A 15,654-nucleotide genomic window follows, 5' to 3' on the forward strand; every position below is an offset into this window, starting at 1 on the left:
CTGTCTCCGTATCACCACGAGCATACGCCCGCCGACCCGATCCGGGGACGGTCCATCCCCGGACGACCGGTCTCTGCCTCGCCTCGCCGAACGGGCCTAGGGTCGCTCGGGCCGCCCGACCAGGGGCGGTACGACGAAGGAGCTCGACCACATGAACCTCACCGGGAACACCATCCTCATCACCGGCGGCACCTCGGGCATCGGCCTCGCGCTCGCCCTCCGCCTGCACGACGCCGGTAACACCGTGATCGTCGCGGGTCGGCGCCGGGCGCTCCTGGACGCCATCACGACCGAGCACCACGGACTCCACGCGATCGAGCTCGACATCGCCGATCCGGAGTCGATCGCCCGGGCCCGCGCGAGCCTGGAACTCACTCACCCCGACCTGAACGTCCTCGTCAACAACGCCGGGATCATGCTGAGGGAGGACCTGCTCGATCCGTCCGACGTCGGCATCGCCGAGCAGCACGTGCAGACCAACCTGCTCGGCACGATCCGGATGGTCTACGCGTTCGCCCCGGTCCTGGCAGGCAGGGACGGTGCCGCGATCCTCACCGTCTCCTCTGCGCTCGCCTTCGTGCCGTGGGCGGCGACCCCGACCTACAGCGCCACGAAGGCCGCGCTCCACTCGTTCACCGAGAGCGCCCGCATCTCGCTCGCAGGAGCGGGTGTGCAGGTCGTCGAGATCGTGCCGCCCGCGGTCCGGACGGCCCTGCTCGGTCAGGAGGACAGCCAGCAGGCCATGCCGCTCGACGAGTACGTGTCCGAAGTGCTCGCGCTGCTGCGCGAGAACCCGGACGCCCGCGAGCTGGTCGTCGAGAACGCCCGCTGGGCGCGCGACGCCGCGGCGAACGGCACCTACGCCGGCCTCGTGAGCTCGCTCAGCAGCCTCTGACCGGGCCTGAGCCGGGGAGCGGGGGATCACCGGTCCCTGGCTCCGCTCCGGCTCCGGGCCCATCATGAGCGGATGGACAGACGACTGCTCGCCGAATTCCTCCGCTCGCGCCGCGAACTGCTGCGCCCGCGCGACGTCGGGCTGTCGGAGGGGCCGCGGCGGCGCGCCCCGGGACTGCGCCGCGAGGAGGTCGCGCAGCTGGCCGGCATGTCCACCGACTACTACGCCCGTCTCGAGCAGCAGCGCGCTCCCGTCCCGTCGACGCAGATCGCCGCGGCGCTCGCCCGGGCGCTCCGACTGACCCTCGACGAGCGCGACCACCTGTTCGCCCTCATCGGGCACAACGCGCCGGGCAGGTCGGTCCACTCCGACCACGTGAGCCCGGCACTGATGAGCGTGCTCGACGGGCTGACCGACGTGCCCTGCCTCGTGCAGAACGACCTCCACGACACCCTCGCGATGAATCCGCTCGCCATCGCGCTGATCGGCGACGAGACGAGGTTCACCGGCGCCGACCGCAGCGGCTTCCACCGCTGGTTCACGGACCCCGACGAGCGCCGCCTCTACCCCGTCGACGCGCAGGAGGAGCACGGCAGGTTCCTCGTCGCCCGCCTGCGGATGGCCACGACGTCGGGCAGCGACACCGCCCGGGCCGTGACGCTCGCGGCCGAGCTCTCGAAGCGCAGTGCCGAGTTCGCCCGCCTCTGGCAGCTGCACGAGGTCGCGCGCAGCTACGACGACTGCAGGATCCTCCTGCACCCCGAGCTGGGGCCGATCGAGATCGACGCGCAGATGCTCTTCACCGAGGACCGCTCGCAGACGCTCCTCCTGCTCAACCCGGGCGGCAGCGGTGAGAGCCGCAGCAAGCTCGACCTGCTGAAGGTCATCGGCCGCCAGAGCCTCGGTCCCCGCGTCGCGGCGGACTGACACCCCCACCCCACGAGAAGGACGAGACCATGCACATCCCCGCCAGCAGCGCCAGAGAGATCACGACCCCCGAGGGGACCATCCGGAAGTACCGGGTCCTCCCCGAGGCGGGCCTCGCGCACCAGACCATCACGACGAGCAGCCCGGCCTCCGGGAGCCACCTCAACAAGGAGGTCCACGAGATCTACTTCGTCATCGCGGGGACCGCTGTCTTCACGGTGGGCGAGGACCGGTTCGAGGTGGGCGAGAAGGACATCGTCGTCGTGGAGCCGATGGTTCCCCACTCCATCGAGACCGAGGGGCTCACCTACATCACCGTCACCCGTCCGGACTGGTTCTTCGAGCAGTACGAGCACGTCCAGGGCTGAGCCCCGAGCCGCTCGCGGCCGGACTCCTCATCCGGCCGCGAGGTCGTGCAGATCGACCGCCAGGGCCGGAGTGATCCCGAGATCCGCTGCGACGCTGCCGGGACCCGTGGGGAGTGTCCGCGGATCGATCCCTAGCAGGCAACGCGGGGGCGCTGAAGGGGTGACGGCACGCGGGGAGTCACCCCCGGCGCGGGCGGGCGCCGTCGCTCAGAAGAGGGCGCGGCCGAGCCGGACGAGGTACTCGCCGTCGACGGCGTCCCCGGAGGCGCGACGCTCGTCGAGGACGGCGATCATCAGGTCCCGCCGGCGCGGCGCCGAGTCGGCATCGGCGGCGGCGAGGGCGCGCGACAGCTCGGCGGGATCCAGATCGGTGCAGTAGGCGGGGGAGCCCGGCTGCTGGCGCCACGACTCCCGCAGCGGGCCGGCGTCGAGCCCCGTGAACCCGGTCTCCTCGACGAGGCGCCGCCCGATCGCGCCCTCCGTCGCGTCGTCCGCGGCGACGGGGATCGCGAGGCGCCGCGGATCGCCTGCTCCGGTGGCCCGGTCGCGGAACGACTGCGAGGTGATGGCGTTCCACGCCTTCACGACGCGGCGATCCAGGATCTCGGACACGCGGACGCTCTCCGGCACCTCGCCGTCCAGTCCGGCGATGACTCCGTCGCGGTGCGGGAAGTAGTTCGACGTGTCGATGAGCACGGCGGAGTCCGGCGCGGTCCGCACGACCGGGACCACGTCGGGGAGCCGGCCGAAGGGCACCGAGACGATCAGCACCTCCGCACCCTCCGGAGCGGCTGCGACGTCGACGGCACGCGCTCCGGTGCTCAGGGCCTCGAGGCCGACGGTCTGCGGGCCGCGGGAGTTGGCGATGGCCACCTCGTGTCCGGCGGCCGCCAGTCGTCGTCCGAGCGTCGCGCCGATCGTGCCGGCGCCGATGATCCCGATCCTCATCGAGGGTCCTCTCCCGTCGGTGGTGCGTGAGCGGCTCCGTCCGCGCCTCGTGCGCGCCGAGCCCCGATCGTGTCGTGCCCTAGTGGACCGCGTACCCTCCGTCGATCACGAGCTCCTCGCCCGTGACGAAGCGCGACTCCTCGGAGGCCAGGTAGAGGATGCCGTACGCGATGTCGGAGGCCTCCCCGATGTGCGGCGGCAGGATCGAGTTGACCGAGTCGGCCGCCTGCTCGCGGGTGATGCCGTAGTTCTTCACGAGGTTGGTGTAGATCGGCCCGGGGTGGACCGAGTTCACGCGGATGCCGTCGGCGGCGAAGTAGTTGGCGGCGTGCTTGGTGAGGGACCGCACGGCGCCCTTCGAGGCGGAGTAGGCGGCACCGCCGCCGTCCGCCGGGCCCGAGATGATGGCCGCGAGGGACGAGACGTTCACGATCGAGCCTCCGCCGGCCGACTGCAGGACGGGGATCACCGTCTTCATCCCGAGCCAGGTGCCCGTCGCGTTGATCGCGAGGACCCTGTTCCACTCGTCGAGCCTGGTCTCGAGGATGCCCCGGGCGAACGCGATCCCCGCGTTGTTCACCAGGACGTCGATCGTGCCGAAGGCGGCGACGGCGTCGTCGACCACCCGCGTCCAGTCCTCGGGCGAGCTCACGTCGAGCGGGTGGGCGATCGCCTCGACCCCGTCGCCGGCGATCGACTCGAGGGCCTCGGCGAGTGCGGGTTCCGAGACGTCGGTGAGGACGACCCGCGCTCCTTCCGCCGCGAAGAGCTGCGCGGTGCTGAGTCCGATGCCGCTGGCGGCTCCGGTGATGAGGGCGACTTTGCCTGTGAGACGTGCCATGTCGTGCGTCCTTCCTGAACGAGGGGCGATGGCCGCGGGTCCGGCGGGCCCTCGGTCCGGTGCGTCGAGTCGCTTGACAGAGCGGAGATGCTCTCCGTATCGTCCTTGTAAGAGGAGACTATCTCCACTTAGCGCCGAGGTCCACCGCCCGGACCGCGGCGGAGAGAGGACATCGGCATGGACAGACGGATGCTCATCGGACTGCATCTCGGCAACGGCTACGGCAACCTCCCGGGCGCCTGGCGCGACCCCGCCACCGACCCTCGGAGCTACACGAGCTTCGACGCGAAGGTGCGGCACGCTCAGGCGGCGGAGCGCGGCAAGCTGCAGTTCCTCTTCCTGCCCGACGGGCCGACCCACGTCGGCGACATCGCGAACGAGCCGCCGAACTTCACTCTCGACGTCTCGGTGACCCTGGCGGCGGTGGCGCGGGAGACGAGCAGGATCGGCCTGGTCGCGACCGGCTCGACCACGTTCACCGAGCCCTTCAACCTCGCCCGGCAGTTCAAGGCGCTCGACATCCTGAGCCACGGGCGGATCGGCTGGAACGCCGTCACGTCCAGCGGCGAGGACGTCGCGGCGAACTACGGCGCCCGGATCCCCTCCGGTCCGGAGCGCTACGGACGGGCTCACGAGAGTGTGCAGCTGATCCAGGCGCTGTGGGGGAGCTGGGGTGCGGACGCCTGGGTCCACGACCCGGAGACGGGCCTCTACGCCCACCCCGAGCAGATCGCTCCCATCAACCTCGGCGGCCAGTACGTCGCGTCCCGTGGACCGCTGTACATCCCGCCGTCGGAGCAGGGGCAGCCCGTCGTGTTCCACGCCGGTGGCAGCGCGAACGCGCACGAGTTCGCCGGGCGCTGGGCGAGCGCCGTCATCGGGGTCGCCTTCACGACCGAGGACGCGCGGGCGCAGCGCACGGCGTTCCGCGAGGCGGCGGAGCGCGCGGGGAGGGATCCGGACGAGATCCGGTTCTTCGCCGGCCTGATGACGTCCCTCGCGAGCAACGAGCGCGAAGGGCTGGACCGCCGGATCGCCCTGAGCGGCCGGACCTTCCCGCAGCGCGCGTCCTACCTCGGCCGCATGCTCGGCCTTCACCTCGACGCGTCGCAGCTGGACCGGCCGCTCACGCGCGACCAGCTCCTGCAGGCGCGGCCCTCGCCCGGCGATCCGCGCTCGACCCGTGCGCTCGAGGTCGCCCGCGAGGGCTGGACGCTGCGCGACATCCTCGCCCACGGTGTCATCGACTACCACCCGGTCGTCGTCGGACCGCCCGTCGCCGCCGCCGACCACATGCAGGAGTGGTTCGAGGCCGAGGCGGTCGACGGCTTCTGGGTCTCGCCGGACGTCTACGAAGGCGGAGTCGACGCGTTCGTCGACGGGGTCGTGCCGATCCTCCAGGAGCGCGGGCTCTTCCACCGCGACTACGAGGGGGCCACGCTGCGCGAGCACTTGGGCGCCCGACCGCAGTACGGGGTCGACCCGCGGGTCACCCGGTAGACGGGGTGGCGGACGAGAGCCGTCTCCCGGTGCACCACCTCTCGGGCGGTCGTCCGCTCCGCGGCGGTGCGGACGCTCAGAGGCCGCTGAACATCGTCAGGAACTGCGAGTAGGCGCCGGTGGCGACCGCGTCGCGGATCGGCTTCGCGTTCTCGACGACGAGCTCCTGCGCGACGGGGTTCTCGCGCAGCAGGGTGACCAGCTCGTCGAGGAAGGCGTCCACGGGCATGGCCATCGGGTTGTCCTGGTTGCCCAGGAGTGTGGTGGCGACGGCCGGCGGGACGATCTCGACGACCTGCACTCCGGAGTCGGCGAGCTGCACGCGCAGGCCCTCGAGGAACGAGTGCACGGCGGCCTTGGTCGCGCTGTACGTCGGCGTCGCCGGGAACGGCACGAAGGCGAGCGCCGAGCTCGTGCTGAGGATCGCGGCGTCCTGCTGCGTCACCAGCTGGGGGAGGAACGCGTAGATCGTCCGGATCGTGCCGAGCAGGTTCGTGGCCACCTGCTCCTCGGCGATGCGGACGTCCTCGGGGTGGAGGACGTTCTCGAGCAGCTGGATGCCGGCGTTGGCGACCAGGACGTTGAGGTCCGGGTGGCTGACCGCCAGGCTCGCCGCAGCCCGGGCGATCGAGTCGGGGTCGGCGACGTCGAGCTCGACCGAGGCGAGGTCGGGGTGCTCGGCCGTGATCGAGTCCAGGAGCACCCTGCGGCGTCCGGCGATGATGACGGTGTTGCCGGCTTCCTGGAGGCGGAGGGCCAGGCCCAGGCCGATACCCGAGGTGCTGCCGGTGAGGAGGATCGTGTTGCCGGAGATCTTCATGGGGTCGTGCTCCTTCGTCGATCGCGGTCCCGGTGCGGGCCGCTGCTGCGACGGTAGGCGCCTGCCGGAGCGCCAGGCAGAGTCCTCCTGTCCCTGGATCGGTGGTCCCGGGATCACGGGGACCGGGTCGTGGACGAGGCCCGCGGGGCGCGAGGACCGTCGGCGCCGACGGGGCGGGACGGGGGCGGCGCGTCGCCGCTCCCCGTCCCTCCGCCCGTCAGCTGCCGGGACCGGCCAGCTCGGGATCCATCCCCTCCGACTCGAGGATCTCCCCGATGGTGCCGTCGGCGGTGAGGGTCTCGAGGTCGGCGTTGATCGCCTCGACGAGACCGGTGTCGTCCTGGGCGACGCCGATCACGACGTTCGAGAGCTCCTGTGACGTCGGGATCTCGGGGGAGGAAGCGAACGCCTCCGCCGTGAGGCCGTCGTCACTCGACACGCGGAAGGCGGCTTCGGCCGAGGTCAGGACGACCGCGTCGATCCGTCCGGCGTCCAGGTCGCTCATCATGCTCGACGAGTCCTGGTACTGGGTCACGGAGTCGGTTCCGAGGGCGCTCGCGAGCGCGTCGTTCCAGAGGTACCCCTGGATCACTCCGACGCCCTTGCCCGAGAGGTCCTCGAGCGAGGAGTACCCGTCGTTCGACACGATCGACATGCCGTCGCGGTACATCGGGTCGCTCAGGCCGATGGCCTCCGCTCGCTCCGCCGTGTAGTAGAGGCCCGAGATGAGCGCGTCGGCCCGATTCGATTGGACGCTGGAGACCGCGGCCGCCGAGGCCACGTTCGTCGGAGCGATGGTGAGGCACTCCATGTCGGCGATCGCTTGGATGATCTTGCCGTCGACTCCGCCGAGCTCGCCGTCCGCGGACAGCGTCGTGTAGGGCTCGGTCGTGTAGACGGACAGCGAGAGCGTTCCGGGGGTCAGGGTGGTGATGCCGTCGTGGACGGGGTCGCAGTCGGAGGAGGCCGAGACGGCGGCGGGCGTCGCCGCGCATCCGGAGAGCGCGAGGAGTGCCGCGCTGAGCGTGGTGGCGAGGAGAAGGCGGTTCCGGTTCATGCGAGTATCCGTTTCCTGGGGTTCGGGTCAGCTCACGAGGCGCAAGTTGGTCTGGTAGGAGGGGTCGACGAGTGCGGGGCGGGAGGCGCGGAAGAAGTCGATGTCGTGCGCGGAGGTCCCGGTCATCGAGACGTCGGCCATGATCTCCCCGATGAGACCGGCGAACTTCGCCGCGTGGCCGGCACCGATCCCGAGGGAGACCCGGGGGTGGGAGGGCACGCGGTCGAGGATGAAGTTGCGGTCGGGGGTCATGTCGTACACGCAGGTCTTGCTGAGGATCTCCGGCCCGACCGAGCCGGGCAGGTGCTGCTCGAGGAACGCACGGATCAGTGCCGTCTCCTCGGCCAGCGGCTCGTGGCTGCGGGTCGCCTGGGTGATGTAGCGCTCGCTGTTGTCGCGCGCCGCCTTCGTCCCGACCTCGCCGTAGACCGGGAAACCGTAGAACAGCGGGTAGTCGTGCCAGATCCAGATCGGGAACGCGTCGACCGAGAAGTCCTTGAGGTTCGGAGTGCCGAAGTAGGTGACCTGCTCCTGCGTCAGCGTCCACGGGAAGTCGAGCCCGAGCGTGGGGAGGAGCTCCTCGGTCCAGGACGCCGTGCAGATCACGATCTTGTCCGCGGTGATCTCACCGTTCGAGGTGCGGACGACCACGCCGTCCGCGTTCGGCAGGATCTCCAGGACCCGGGTGTTCTCCTCGAAGTGGACGCCGCGTCCACGGGCCAGCGCGACGTGGGTGGCGTTGGCGTGCCGGATGTCGAGGATGCCGCCGTCCTCCTGGTACACGGCGACGACGGAGTCGTCGATGTTCCACTGCGGGTAGTGCGCCCGGATCTCGGCGGCGTTCCAGTACTCGTACTCGTGCCCGGTCGCCTCGAGGGTCGAGCGGAAGTTCCTGATCTCCTCCATGCCGGCCGTGCCTTCGACGCCGAGGTCGAGCCCGCCGGTCTTGACGACGAGACGCTGCCCGCTCGCCTCCTCGAGTCGAGCCCAGTTGTCGTAGGCCGGCTGGGTGAGGTCGCCGTAGGCGGTGTTGTGGTACGAGTGCCGGATGATGCGCGAGTGGTCCTCGGAGGCGCCGAACGTGTGTCCCAGCGTGAACTGCTCGAGCACGAGGACGTCGGTCTCGCCCTTCTCCGCGAGCCAGTACGCCGTGGCGGTGCCGATGGCGCCCGCTCCGATGACGATCGTCTGATGCTGATTCCTACCCATGACACTCCTCCGTCTGCGTTGCGGCTCAGTCAAGGGCACGCGCGGGAGCGCCTCCACCGTCAGCGCACGCAATATCGCGGTGCGGATTGCTACGATCTTCGAAATCAGGGCGCTGCCCGAGTGTCCTGTCTTCGACAGAGAAGGTCGATCAGATGGACTCCATCCAGGAGATCGTGGACGACCTGGCGCGGACGATCTCGCGGTCGGTCGCCGTGGACGACCAGGACCTGAACCTGCTCGCGGCCAGCAGTCACTACGACGACGCGGACCCGGCGCGGATCGAAGCGCTCATCGGGCGCGTGGTCAGCCCTGAGCGAGCGAGGTGGGCACGGGAGCAGGGCGTCTTCCGGGCGATCGAGCCGATGCGCCTGCTCGGCAGCCTCGAGCTCGGCATCAAGCCCAGGCTCGTCGTCCCGGTCCGGGTCGACCGCGAGCTCGTCGCGCTCCTGTGGATCATCGACGACGGTCGGATCGCGGCGGACGAGCTCGCGGCGGTGACGGTCGCGGCCGGCCGGATCCGCCTCGTCCTCGACCGACGCGCCCGAGCGCGGGAGGAGGAGTGGGCGGAGGTCCGCGCTCTCGCGCTGGAGCTGCTCTCGGACCGCCCGCTCGAGGGCGACGAGATCGCGGCGGAGCTCGCCGCAGCCGGGTACTTCGCGGGCTCGGCCCACTTCCGCGTGCTGCTCGTCTCGCCGACGGCGCGGGAGAGACTCGACACGGGAGAGCACGCCGCGGTCGAGCGCGCCCTCCGGAGTGCGCTGCACTTCCTGAGCCGGCACTCCTGGCTGACGACGCAGGTCGACGGACTGGTCGTCGGCATCGTCGGCTCGCTCGCGCCGCTGACGGCGGATCGGCAGACGGCGATCGCCGAGACGGTCGCGCGGGAGTCGTCGGCGACCCTGGAGGTGGCCTTCGGCGGGTCCGTCGCCGACCTCGGTCTCGTGCACCGCTCGTACGAGCAGTCACTGATCGTGCGGACCGTGCGGCGGCGTCGCGCCGGACGCTCTCCTCTCTGGGACGACGGATCCTCCGAGGATCTCCTGGTGGGGATCGCGGCGGCCCCGATCCCTCGGCACCTGTTCCCGGGAGCGCTCGATGACGTGCTGTCGAAGGAGTCGCCGAAGTCCCTCGACGTCCTCCGGTCGTTCCTCGACCACGGCGGCAACGTCTCGCAGGTCCATCTCGAGCTGGGAGTGCACCGCACGACGATCTACTACCGGCTCGACCGGTTCCGGGACCGGACGGGGCTGGACCTCGACGACGGGAGGACGCGGCTGCTCGTCCAGCTCTGGCTGCTGGCCGCCGACCTGGGGCTGATCGGATCGGCGGAGTCCTAGCCGCAGGCCCGCTCCCGCGTGCCTGCGGCCGTGGGACCGTCCGCTCTACTCCCGGGTCACATCCAGGACGCGATCGAGAAGCTGCCGCCCGCGGGCCGATCGGCCGTGCGGGTCAGCTCCCTCACGCGGTCCGCGGACGTCGGGACGCCGGGGGCCTGGTAGATCCAGTCCATCGCCTTGTCCGCACTCACGTCCGCGGGCACCTCTCCGAAGTACGGCTTGCAGTAGACGGGGGTGCCGGGTTCGCTCCGCCAGCTGTCGGCGAGCGTGCCGATGTCGACCGCGTCGTAGCCGAGGAGGTCGAGCAGCTCCACGACCTCCGCCTTGGCGGCGGCGTCGTCGCCGGCGATCGGCATGGCGCTGCGGTCGGCCGCGCCCGAGGGGCGCACGAGGGCGGCGAGCTGGGTCGCGACGATGTTGCTGGCAGCCTTGACCACGCGCGCACCGGTCAGGTGTCGCTGCAGCAGCTCGCTGGAGGTCAGCTCGCTCGCGTCGAGCACGGCGATGTGGCCGTCGCGCGCCGGGTAGTAGTTCAGGGTGTCGATCACGATCTTGCCCACCAGCGGCGCGACCGGGAGCGTCTCGTAGGCGTTCATCGGGATGGACACGACCACCAGGTCGCCGGCCTCGGCCGCTTCGACCGGCGTGGCGGCCCGGGCGCGCGGCCCGAGTTCGGCGACGAGGTCGGCCAGCGACTCGGGTCCGCGGGAGTTGCTCAGGACGACGTCCAGGCCGGCGGCGACCGCCTGGCGGGCCAGGATGCTGCCGATGGCGCCGCTGCCGATGATGCCGAGTGTCTTGTTCATGGGGCTCTGTTCTCCAAAGGGATGAGGGGAGGCACGGCCGGGACGGAGGCGCCTGCTAGGCGGACCGACCGGTCATGTTAGCTACCCTACACCGAAAGTGACCATACGGTCATGTTAAGCCCGCACCCGTCCCGGGTTCGAGAGGAGATGCTCCTCGCCCGCGCGGCCCATGCCGGCGCGACGGAACGGAGCGGTGCGGTGCGACGCGGCTCAGGCGCGGACCCGCCTCCCGACGAGGAGGGTGGGGGAGAGCCGGCGGACCGGGCGGTCGCGGTGCGCCGATCCGATCCGGAGCAGCACGAGCACCGTGAGGGAGATGCTCGCGTACATCACGCCGGCGAGGACCAGCGACGAGGCGAACTGGTAGCTGAGCGAGGCGGCGGTGTAGGCGCGGCTGAGGAGCTCGGGGACGCTGACGGCGTAGGCCAGCGACGTGCCCTGGTAGAGCAGGATCGCGTAGCCGATCAGCGGAGGGACCACGCGGCGGACCGCCTGCGGCAGGACGATGAGCCGCATCCGCTGAGCGTGGGTGAGGGAGAGCGCCTCGCCCGCCTCCACCTGGCCACGGTCGACCGACCTGATCCCGGCCCGCAGGATCTCGCTCATGTACGCGGCGCTCGTGTAGCCGAACGCGACGACGCACGCCGCGAAGGCCGGCAGGGTCACGTTCACCTGGGGCAGGCCGAAGTAGACGATGTAGAGCGTGATCAGACCGGGGACTCCGCGGCCGATCTCGATCACCGCGATCGCGGTCCACCGCACGATCCGGCGCGGCGACGAGGCCCAGACGGCGAAGACCACGGCGAGGGCCAAGCCGACGAGGAGGGAGAGGACGGTGAGCTCGATCGTGACGAGCAGACCCGGGAGGAACTGGGGGAAGTAGTCCGGCCACGGAGCGAAGAAGTCGGTCATGCGAGGAGTCTCCGTTCGAGCCAGGACCCGCCGGCCCGCGCGGCGACCGCGATCGGGAGGCTGAGGACGAGGTAGAGGGCGGCCGCGAGCAGGAAGATGAGGAGTCCGTCGTTCGAGACCCGGGACTGCTGGTAGGCGAAGAAGGTGATGTCGGTGGCGCCGATGATCGAGGCCAGGGCGCTGTCCTTCAGCAGTCCGATGGCGTAGGTGGCGGCAGGGGGCACGGTCAGCGTGAGTGCTTGAGGCGCCAGCACTCTGACGAGGGTCGTCGTGCGGCGCAGTCCGAGGGCGTCGGCCCCCTCCGTCTGGCCCGGCGGTACCGCTGCCAGGGCCGCTCGGTAGATCTCGGCGAGGTAGGCGGCGGAGACGACGCCGAGCCCGACGATCGCGGCCGAGAGGGTGTCGAACCGGATCATCCCGATGCTGATGCCGTAGTAGGTGAGGAACAGCCAGACCACGGGGGGCACCGAGCGCACGACCTCGATGACGGCCGCGCCGATCAGGCGGAGCGGCCGGTGCTCGGAGCGGCGGAGGAGGGCGAGCGGGACCCCGAGCACGGCGCCGAGGGCGAACGCTCCGACGGTGATCTGGAGGGTCGTCAGCACGCCGCCCAGCAGGGCGGTCAGGATGCCGGTCATCGGCCGATGACCGCGTGCAGGAACTGCCGGGTCCGGGGAGCGCGCGGGTCGCGGATGACCTGCTGCGCGGGGCCCTCCTCGACGATGCGCCCGTCGGCCATGAAGACGACGCGATCGGCGACGGTCTCGGCGAAGTGCATCTCGTGCGTCACCACGAGCATGGTCATCCCCTCCTCGGCGAGCCGCCGCATCGTCGCGAGCACCTCCATGCCGCGCTCCGGATCCAGGGCCGAGGTGGGCTCGTCGAACAGCATCACCTTCGGGTCCATGGCCAGCGCCCGCGCGATCGCCACCCGCTGCTGCTGGCCTCCGCTGAGCTTGGCCGGCTTGCGGTCCGCGAACTCGGCGAGTCCCACGTGGGCGAGCTCCTCGAGAGCGCGGGCACGCGCCTGGGCGATCGGGCGCTTGAGCGCGTGGGTCTGAGCGAGGACGACGTTCTCGGCGGCGCTGAGGTGGGGGAACAGGTTGAAGTTCTGGAAGACCATGCCCACGTCGCGGCGGAGCTCCACGAGCGCCTCCGCCGAGACGGCGATCGCCGCGTCGACCTCGTGGTCGGCGACGCGGATGGTGCCGGCCGACGGGCGCTCGAGGTAGTTGACGGCCCGGATGAGACTGCTCTTGCCCGCTCCCGAGGGCCCGATGAGAGCGACGACCTGCCCCTCCTGGACGCTCAGGTCGATGTCGTGCACGACCCGATGGGCGTTGTAGTCGATGCAGACTCCGTGGAGTTCGATCAGGGCGGGAGCATCACTCATGCCTGTCATCCAAGCTGTCCCTCTCTCTCGAGGGATAGAGGAATCGAGCGAGGAGCGCGCGCCCGCTTTTCGACGATCGTCGGAAGAGACGGGATCCCGTTACGGTCACGTTTCGCGTCCGTTGCTGGTCCCGGAGGTCGGAGTTCCCGCATCTCGGCAGAGCATCGACGGGCCGTTCGCCGACTCGGAGCGCTTCCGCCTCGACCGCGTCTGCCCGCGTCCACTCGTCCGACCCGGGGACGCGCGGGTCGAGCAGTACGTGGAGCGACGGCGTCAGTGGCAGGACGCTCCTGGCGGGGTCGATGCAGTCGTTCACGAGGGCGGGAGCGGGCGCCCCGTCGAGGCGCGACGGCGCTCGTCGCCGCGGCACGTCGGCGCCGCGCTGCAGGTCGCGCGCGAGCGAAGGGTCGGCGGCGACGGTCCTGAGCCCGACGAACCGGGAGGGCGGGCGCGTGCGACCCGCTACGCCACCGCTCGCACGAGGGCGCCCCGCGCGGCGTCCTCCGCAGCGACTTCGGCGAGGGCCGCGGAGAGAGCGTCGACCGCGACCCCCGGGACCCCGGCGAGGTTGATCCGCCCCGAGGGGAGACCGTAGACGCCGAACTCGCGCTGGAGCCGGTGCATGGCCGTCGGCGACAGCGGGAGCGAGAGGAACAGGCCCCTCTGATCGCGGAGGGCGGCGAACGCCTCCGGAGCTCCTGCCGAGAGCGCCCCTGTGACGAGGCCGTTTCGGAGCGACGCGACCCGAGTCCGCATCCGATCGAGCTCGCCCCGCCACGAGTGCTCGAGCTCCTCGTCCTGGAGGATCGTCGCGACGATCGCCGCTCCGTGGTGCGGGGGCTGCGAGTAGGCGGTCCGTGCGATGCCCTCGAGAGTGTGCATCGCGCCGGCGGCGCCGGAGGGGTCGAGGAGGAGGAGGGCGCAGCCCACCCGCTCGCTGTACAGGCTGAACGCCTTGGAGCAGCTGACCGAGATCACGGCCTCGGGCACCCGCGCGAGCAGGCGGCGCATGCCGGCGAGATCCTCCTCGAGGCCGTCGCCGAGCCCGTAGTACGCCTGGTCGAGGAACGGGACGACGCCGGCGCGGACGATCTCGTCCGTCAGCCCGTCCCACATCGCGCTCGTCAGCGAGGCTCCGGTCGGGTTGTGGCAGTTGCCCTGCAGGAGCACCGCGTCGCCCGGGCGGGCGGAGCGCAGCGCGTCGATCGTCGGCTCCAGCCACGGCAGTCCGGACTCGTCCACGAAGGGCACCGAGTGGATCTCCAGACCCGCGGCGCGGAGCACGGGGGCGTGGTTGACGTAGGAGGGCGCGCCCAGGATCACCCGGCGCCCCGGCTCGAAGTGCGCCAGGAACTCGGCCAGCAGCCGCAGCGCGCCGGTCCCGGCGACGGTCTGCACGCCGATGGCCCGCTCGGCCAGCTCCTCGCCGAGCAGGAGGGTGCTCATCCGCGCGGTGAAGTCGGGGTGGCCGCTCGGGCCCCGGTACTGCTTCGACTCGCGCCGGGCGAGCAGGATCCGCTCGGCCGCGTGGACGGCGTCCATGACCGGGGCGCGGAGACTGTCGTCGCGATACACGCCGAGGGTGAGGTCCAGGCGCGACGGGCGGGGGTCGGCGGCGTAGCGCCGGGTCAGCTCCCAGACGGGGTCGGGAGCGAGGCTGTTCGCGGTGACGATCATCGGTGACTCCTGGTCGGTGACGGGCGGAGGGGGCGGGCGGAGAGGAGATCGGGGACGGGGCGGAGCGGGCGGCCGCGTGGCGGAGCGTTCGCGACGACGACGCCGAGGACGACGAGAGCGAGCCCGACGATGTCGCCCGGCGGCAGCGACTCTCCGAACAGCGGGAGCGCGACCAGGGCCGTGACGACGGGGCTCAGCGAGCCGAAGGCCGCCGCGCGACCCGACCCGAGGTGCTGGACCGCGACCGTGTAGGCGAGCGCGGCGACGACTCCGACGCCGACCCCCTGGACGAGGGCGAAGGACGCGACCGCGCTCGGCTCCGCGGACCCCGTGAGCAGCGTGGTGGGCAGCGCCCCGGTCAGCGCCGCGAGGAGGCTGAGGAGGAACGACGGGGCGCAGACCGTGACGACCACCGAGACGGGGGTCAGGCGAGTGCGCCGCAGTCCGAGCGTGTAGACGGCCCAGAGGAGGCCGGCCGCGAGCAGGATCGCGATCCCCAGAGCGATGGAGGTCGCTGCCGTCAGCGCGACGATCACGGCGACGCCGACCACGATCGAGCCGAGGCCCACCAGGCGCGCGGCGCCCGGGCGCTCCCGCATCAGCCCCAGGGCGAGCAGCGCGACGAAGACTGGGACGGAGCCGGGGATCACCAGGCCGACGAGGGCGGCACTGGTCAGCCTCCCGCCCAGGGCCGCCGTGAGGAAGTAGGGCAGCCCCGCCCCGAGAGCCAGGCAGGCGAGGGTGAGGGGCGACTCGCGGCGGATCGACCGCAGAGCGCGCGGGATCGCCGGTGCCAGCACCAGCAGCGGGAGGCCGAAGCGCAGGAGCGCCACGTCGTTCGAGGTCAGTCCGGACCCGCCGATGCCGCGGATGCTCAGGGCGAACCCGGCCCAGGTGGCGACGGTCGCGATCATCGCGATCGGTCCGGTGAGCGCGGATCTGGTCATCGTGGTCCTCTCGGCGC

Annotated in this window: 14 protein-coding genes and 2 pseudogenes; 5 read left to right on the forward strand and 11 right to left on the reverse strand. The window is 71.4% G+C overall.

Annotated elements, in window-relative coordinates; translation table 11 throughout:
* Nucleotides 1-151 precede the first annotated feature (151 nt).
* The 3 genes from ASF48_RS10520 to ASF48_RS10530 all read left to right on the forward strand — a co-directional run bounded on the left by ASF48_RS10520 (nucleotide 152) and on the right by ASF48_RS10530 (nucleotide 2,190).
* The gene (locus tag ASF48_RS10520; RefSeq protein ID WP_055790780.1) at nucleotides 152-895 is read left to right on the forward strand and encodes an SDR family oxidoreductase; all 744 of its coding nucleotides are present in this window, start codon (nucleotides 152-154) and stop codon (nucleotides 893-895) included.
* A 72-nt stretch (nucleotides 896-967) separates the two neighbouring features.
* A complete protein-coding gene (locus ASF48_RS10525) occupies nucleotides 968-1,822 on the forward strand; it encodes a helix-turn-helix transcriptional regulator (protein WP_055790785.1) in 855 nt (284 codons plus the stop codon).
* Nucleotides 1,823-1,851: 29 nt separating this feature from the next.
* The gene (locus ASF48_RS10530; protein WP_055790790.1) at nucleotides 1,852-2,190 is read left to right on the forward strand and encodes a cupin domain-containing protein; all 339 of its coding nucleotides are present in this window, start codon (nucleotides 1,852-1,854) and stop codon (nucleotides 2,188-2,190) included.
* A gap of 207 nt (nucleotides 2,191-2,397) precedes the next feature.
* Here ASF48_RS10530 and ASF48_RS10535 read toward each other — a convergent pair.
* Together ASF48_RS10535 and ASF48_RS10540 are read right to left on the reverse strand one after the other, a co-directional pair.
* Nucleotides 2,398-3,195 (reverse strand): annotated as a pseudogene (locus ASF48_RS10535) (NADPH-dependent F420 reductase); the annotation flags it as partial.
* Between the two features lie 22 nt (nucleotides 3,196-3,217).
* The gene (locus ASF48_RS10540) at nucleotides 3,218-3,979 is read right to left on the reverse strand and encodes an SDR family NAD(P)-dependent oxidoreductase (RefSeq protein ID WP_055790798.1); all 762 of its coding nucleotides are present in this window, start codon (nucleotides 3,977-3,979) and stop codon (nucleotides 3,218-3,220) included.
* 177 nt (nucleotides 3,980-4,156) lie between these two features.
* On the opposite strand from ASF48_RS10540, the gene ASF48_RS10545 reads away from it, so the two are divergent.
* Nucleotides 4,157-5,479, forward strand: coding sequence for an NtaA/DmoA family FMN-dependent monooxygenase (locus tag ASF48_RS10545; RefSeq protein WP_055790803.1), 1,323 nt, complete (start codon nucleotides 4,157-4,159; stop codon nucleotides 5,477-5,479).
* A 76-nt stretch (nucleotides 5,480-5,555) separates the two neighbouring features.
* On the opposite strand, the gene ASF48_RS10550 is transcribed toward ASF48_RS10545, so the two are convergent.
* The 3 genes from ASF48_RS10550 to solA all read right to left on the reverse strand — a co-directional run bounded on the left by ASF48_RS10550 (nucleotide 5,556) and on the right by solA (nucleotide 8,565).
* Nucleotides 5,556-6,299, reverse strand: coding sequence for an SDR family oxidoreductase (locus tag ASF48_RS10550; RefSeq protein WP_055790806.1), 744 nt, complete (start codon nucleotides 6,297-6,299; stop codon nucleotides 5,556-5,558).
* Nucleotides 6,300-6,516: 217 nt separating this feature from the next.
* The gene (locus ASF48_RS10555; RefSeq protein ID WP_055790809.1) at nucleotides 6,517-7,356 is read right to left on the reverse strand and encodes a substrate-binding periplasmic protein; all 840 of its coding nucleotides are present in this window, start codon (nucleotides 7,354-7,356) and stop codon (nucleotides 6,517-6,519) included.
* A gap of 27 nt (nucleotides 7,357-7,383) precedes the next feature.
* Nucleotides 7,384-8,565: an N-methyl-L-tryptophan oxidase gene (gene solA, locus ASF48_RS10560; protein ID WP_055790812.1), complete on the reverse strand. Its 1,182-nt coding sequence runs from the start codon at nucleotides 8,563-8,565 to the stop codon at nucleotides 7,384-7,386.
* A gap of 152 nt (nucleotides 8,566-8,717) precedes the next feature.
* On the opposite strand from solA, the gene ASF48_RS10565 reads away from it, so the two are divergent.
* Nucleotides 8,718-9,902 (forward strand): PucR family transcriptional regulator, encoded by a 1,185-nt coding sequence (locus ASF48_RS10565; RefSeq protein WP_055790814.1) that lies wholly within the window; start codon nucleotides 8,718-8,720, stop codon nucleotides 9,900-9,902.
* A 56-nt stretch (nucleotides 9,903-9,958) separates the two neighbouring features.
* Here ASF48_RS10565 and ASF48_RS10570 read toward each other — a convergent pair.
* From ASF48_RS10570 to ASF48_RS10595, 6 genes and pseudogenes are all read right to left on the reverse strand, one after another.
* Nucleotides 9,959-10,744: pseudogene (locus ASF48_RS10570) on the reverse strand (NADPH-dependent F420 reductase); the annotation flags it as partial.
* Nucleotides 10,745-10,918: 174 nt separating this feature from the next.
* The gene (locus ASF48_RS10575) at nucleotides 10,919-11,620 is read right to left on the reverse strand and encodes an amino acid ABC transporter permease (protein WP_055790820.1); all 702 of its coding nucleotides are present in this window, start codon (nucleotides 11,618-11,620) and stop codon (nucleotides 10,919-10,921) included.
* The gene (locus ASF48_RS10580; RefSeq protein ID WP_055790823.1) at nucleotides 11,617-12,258 is read right to left on the reverse strand and encodes an amino acid ABC transporter permease; all 642 of its coding nucleotides are present in this window, start codon (nucleotides 12,256-12,258) and stop codon (nucleotides 11,617-11,619) included. Before ASF48_RS10580 ends, ASF48_RS10575 begins: the two co-directional genes overlap by 4 nt.
* A complete protein-coding gene (locus tag ASF48_RS10585; RefSeq protein ID WP_200931004.1) occupies nucleotides 12,255-13,022 on the reverse strand; it encodes an amino acid ABC transporter ATP-binding protein in 768 nt (255 codons plus the stop codon). Before ASF48_RS10585 ends, ASF48_RS10580 begins: the two co-directional genes overlap by 4 nt.
* 453 nt (nucleotides 13,023-13,475) lie before the next feature.
* Complete coding sequence (locus tag ASF48_RS10590; protein ID WP_055790827.1) at nucleotides 13,476-14,690, reverse strand: aromatic amino acid transaminase; 1,215 nt, start codon at nucleotides 14,688-14,690, stop codon at nucleotides 13,476-13,478.
* Nucleotides 14,687-15,637, reverse strand: coding sequence for a DMT family transporter (locus ASF48_RS10595; RefSeq protein WP_157603143.1), 951 nt, complete (start codon nucleotides 15,635-15,637; stop codon nucleotides 14,687-14,689). The genes ASF48_RS10590 and ASF48_RS10595 overlap by 4 nt, the downstream gene beginning before the upstream one ends.
* Between the last annotated feature and the right edge of the window lie 17 nt (nucleotides 15,638-15,654).

It is taken from the genome of Rathayibacter sp. Leaf299 (genome assembly GCF_001423055.1).
In the GTDB taxonomy this organism is placed as follows: Bacteria; Actinomycetota; Actinomycetes; order Actinomycetales; family Microbacteriaceae; genus Rathayibacter; species Rathayibacter caricis.